The following is a 4027-nucleotide window of genomic DNA, read 5'->3' on the forward strand; positions in this document are numbered from 1 at the left end:
TGGGCCAGCGGTGCGGTACGGCTGCTGACCGAGCCGGTGGAGTGGCCGCACAGCGAACGTCCCCGCCGGGCCGGAGTGTCCTCCTTCGGTGCCTCCGGTACGAACGCGCACGTGATCCTTGAGCAGGCTCCGGAGGCTCCCGAGGCGGAGCCGGTACCCGAGCACGGTGGTGTGGTGCCCTGGGTGCTGTCCGCGCGGGGTGCGGAGGCGCTGCGCGGGCAGGCCGCGGCCTTGGTGGCGCGTCTGGTCGAGGATCCTGAGCTGATGCCGATGGATGTGGGCTGGTCGCTGATCAGCACGCGGTCGGTGTTCGAGCATCGTGCGGTGGTGGTGGGTGAGGACCGTACGGAGTTGGTGGCCGCGGTCGAGGCCCTGGCGGCAGGGGAGTCCCACCCGGACGTGGTGCCCGCGAGTGCTCCGGTGCCGGTGAGCGACGCGGGTCCCGTGCTGGTATTCCCGGGGCAGGGATCGCAGTGGGCCGGGATGGGAGCCGCGTTGCTCGATGCGTCGCCGGAGTTCGCGGCGCGGGTGGCGGAGTGTGAGCGGGCGCTGTCGCCGTACGTGGACTGGTCGCTCACCGACGTTCTGCGCGGCACCGAGGGCGCGGCCGAGATGAGCCGGGTCGATGTGGTGCAGCCGGTGCTGTGGGCGGTGATGGTGTCCCTGGCGGCGGTGTGGGCCGAGCACGGCGTGAAGCCCGCGGCGGTCGTGGGGCACAGCCAGGGGGAGATCGCGGCGGTGGTCGTGTCCGGGGCGCTGTCGCTGGAAGACGGCGCGAAGGTCGTGGCGCTGCGCAGCCGGGCGCTGCGCAAGCTGGCCGGTGGCGGTGCGATGGCGTCGCTCGGTGTGGGCCAGGAGCAGGCCGGACAACTGCTGGCCGTGCTCGGCGACCAGACCGGGGCGGTGGGTGTGGGGGCGGTCAACGGGCCGTCTTCCACGGTGATTTCAGGCCCCCCGCAGCAGGTGGCCACGGTGGTAGCCGCATGCCAGGAGAACGGCGATCGCGCCCGGCTCATCGACGTGGACTACGCCTCACACGGCCCCCAGATCGACGAGATCCGCGACGAGCTGTTCCGCGAACTGGACGGAATCCACCCGAACGACACCTCCGGAACGGGCATCACCTTCTACTCCACGGTGACCGGCGGCCGGGCCGATACGGCACAACTGGACACCGCGTACTGGGTGACCAATCTGCGGGATCAGGTTCGCTTCGCCGACGCCCTCGCGGCGGCGCTGGCCGACGGGCACCGGGTGTTCATCGAAAGCAGCACCCACCCCGTGCTGACCATCGGCATGCAGGAGACCTTCGAGTACACGGGCGTGGAGGCCGTCACGGTCCCCACGCTGCGCCGCGATCACGGCGACCGGGCCCAGCTGCTCCGGGCGCTCGCCCAGGCGTTCGTCGCCGGAGTCGACGTCGACTGGACGACGCTGTACCCCGCCTCGCCTCGACCCCGGACCGTGGAGCTGCCCACCTACGCCTTCCAGCGTGAGCGGTATTGGCTCGACGGCCTCAGCGGTCGCGGGGGCGACCCCGCCGACCTCGGGCTGGTCTCCGCGCGGCACCCCGTGCTGGCCGCCGCCGTGGAGCTGGCCGATGGCAACGGCCATGTGCTGACGGGCCGTCTCTCGGCGCGCATCTATGCGTGGCTCGGTGAGCATGTGGTGGCGGACGCGGTCCTGGTGCCGGGAGCGGCCCTGGCGGAGTGGGTGCTGCGGGCCGCCGACGAGGTGGGCGCCGGTGGCGTGGAGGAACTGGCGCTCCAGATCCCGCTGGTGCTGCCCCCGTCCGGAGGGGTGCGGCTTCAGGTGGTCGTCGGCGCGCCCGGGGACGACGGACGCCGCGATGTGCAGGTGTACTCGCGGCCCGACGGCGATGCCGACCCCGGCGCCGCGTGGAGGTGCCACGCGGAGGGCGTACTGAGCCCGCCCGCCGACCGCGCCGACGACGATGCGCCAGGACTGGTTGGCGCATGGCCCCCGGCGGGCGCGGAGCCGCTGGAGACCGAGGGGTTCTACGAACGCGTCGCGACCTCTGGCTATGCGTACGGCCCGTCCTTCCAGGGGCTGCGGGCGGTGTGGCAGGACGGCGCGGACGTGCTGGCCGAGGTGGTGCTGCCGGAAGCCGCGGGCGAACACGGTGGCTTCGGCATCCACCCGGCACTCCTGGACGCCGCTCTGCACCCGGCCCTCCTGATCGACCAGCTCGCCACCGACACGGACACCGAGGCCACTCCTGGCCAGGTGTGGCTGCCGTTCGCGTGGAACGGCGTCACACTGTGGGCAGCCGAAGCGACCACGGTCCGGGTCCGGCTGTCCCCGTACGAGCAGAGCGCGGACGGCGAGCGAGCGCTGCGCGTGACCGTGGCGGATGCGGTCGGCGCGCCCGTGCTGACCGTGGATTCGGTCGCGATGCGCCCGGCGAGCGCGGAACAGTTGCGCTCGGTGGACACCCGTCGTACGGACTGCCTGTTCACCCTCGACTGGACCTCCCTGCCCCTCCCCGTGGACACCACGGAACCGGCGGGCGACGATGGCCGCTGGACGGTGCTGGGCACCGATTCCCCGGGCGTTGCTTCCCCGTGCCTTGCCGGGCCGGGCGCGAACCACCTCGCGGACCTCACGGCATTGACCGAGGCGCTCGATCGCGGCGAGCCGATCCCGTCGGTCGTCCTCGTCGACGTACGGTCCCCGGGCGTCGGCGACGATACGGCAGCCGAGGGCCTGGCCATCACCGAACGGACGCTGGCCCTGCTCCAGGGCTGGCTGGCCGAACCGCAGCTGGCCGACGCGCGGTTGGTGGTGGTGACGCACGGCGCGGTCACCGCTGACGGCCCTGCCGAGGACGGTGTGCAGGTGGCGGCCGCGGGCGTGTGGGGTCTCGTACGCAGCGCCCAGTCGGAGAACCCCGGCCGGTTCCTCCTGCTCGACCTCGATGGCGAGGCCAACGACGACACCGTACGGGCTGCCGTGACGCACGCCGTGGAAAGGGACGAACCACAGCTCGCCATCCGCGCCGGGCGGGTTCTGGTGCCCCGCCTCGTCCGGGCCGGTGCCGGTGGCGCGGGGCTCGTGGGACCGGTGGAGCAGCCCGCGGCATGGCGGTTGGACACCGTCGGCACGGCCACCCTGGACAACGTGGTGCCGGTGCCCTGCCCGGAGGTGCTGGAGCCACTGGGAACCGGTCAGGTGCGGGTCGCCGTCCGCGCGGCCGGTATCAACTTCCGGGATGTCGTGGTGAGCCTGGGCATGGTCCCGGGACAGACCGGGCTGGGCGGCGAAGGCGCCGGTGTGGTGGTGGACATCGGCCCCGGAGTGACCGATGTCGCGGTGGGAGACCGGGTCATGGGCGTCTTCGACCAGTCCTTCGGCCCCCTGACGGTCACGGACGCACGGCTGGTGGCCCCCGTACCGGACGGCTGGAGCTTCCAGCAGGCCGCCGCCGTGCCGGTGGCGTTCCTGACCGCCTGGTACGGGCTCACCGACCTCGCCGGACTCCGGCCGGGCCAGTCGGTGCTGATCCATGCCGCCACCGGTGGCGTGGGAATGGCGGCGGTGCAGATCGCCCGCCACGTGGGTGCGGAGGTCTATGCCACGGCTTCCCCTGGCAAGCACGCGACCTTGGAAGCCATGGGCATCGACCGGGCGCACCGGGCCTCGTCGCGCGATCTGGACTTCGAGCACGTCGTACGGGAGGCCACGGGTGGTCGCGGCGTGGATGTCGTGCTGAACAGCCTGGCAGGGCCCTTCGTGGACGCCTCCCTGCGGTTGTTGGCCGATGGTGGTCGGTTGCTGGAGATGGGGAAGACGGACATCCGTGATCCGGAGCGGATCGCGGTCGAGTATCCCGGGGTGCGGTACGAGGCGTACGACCTGATCACGGGTGCCGGACCGGACCGTATCGGCCGGATGCTGGACGAGCTGAGTGAGCTTTTCGCGTTGGGTGATCTGGTGCCGCCTCCGGTGCGGTCGTGGCCGTTGTGCCGGGCGCGGGAGGCGTTGCGGTATCTGAGTCAGGCGAAGC

1 protein-coding gene is annotated in these 4027 nt (G+C 72.3%); it reads left to right on the forward strand.

What is annotated here, in order from left to right; genetic code table 11:
* Positions 1–4027 (forward strand): acyltransferase domain-containing protein (locus EEJ42_RS00240; RefSeq protein ID WP_123098014.1); only part of this gene is annotated, 4027 nt, incomplete at both ends.

The organism is Streptomyces botrytidirepellens, from assembly GCF_003721215.1.
GTDB lineage: Bacteria > Actinomycetota > Actinomycetes > Streptomycetales > Streptomycetaceae > Streptomyces > Streptomyces himastatinicus.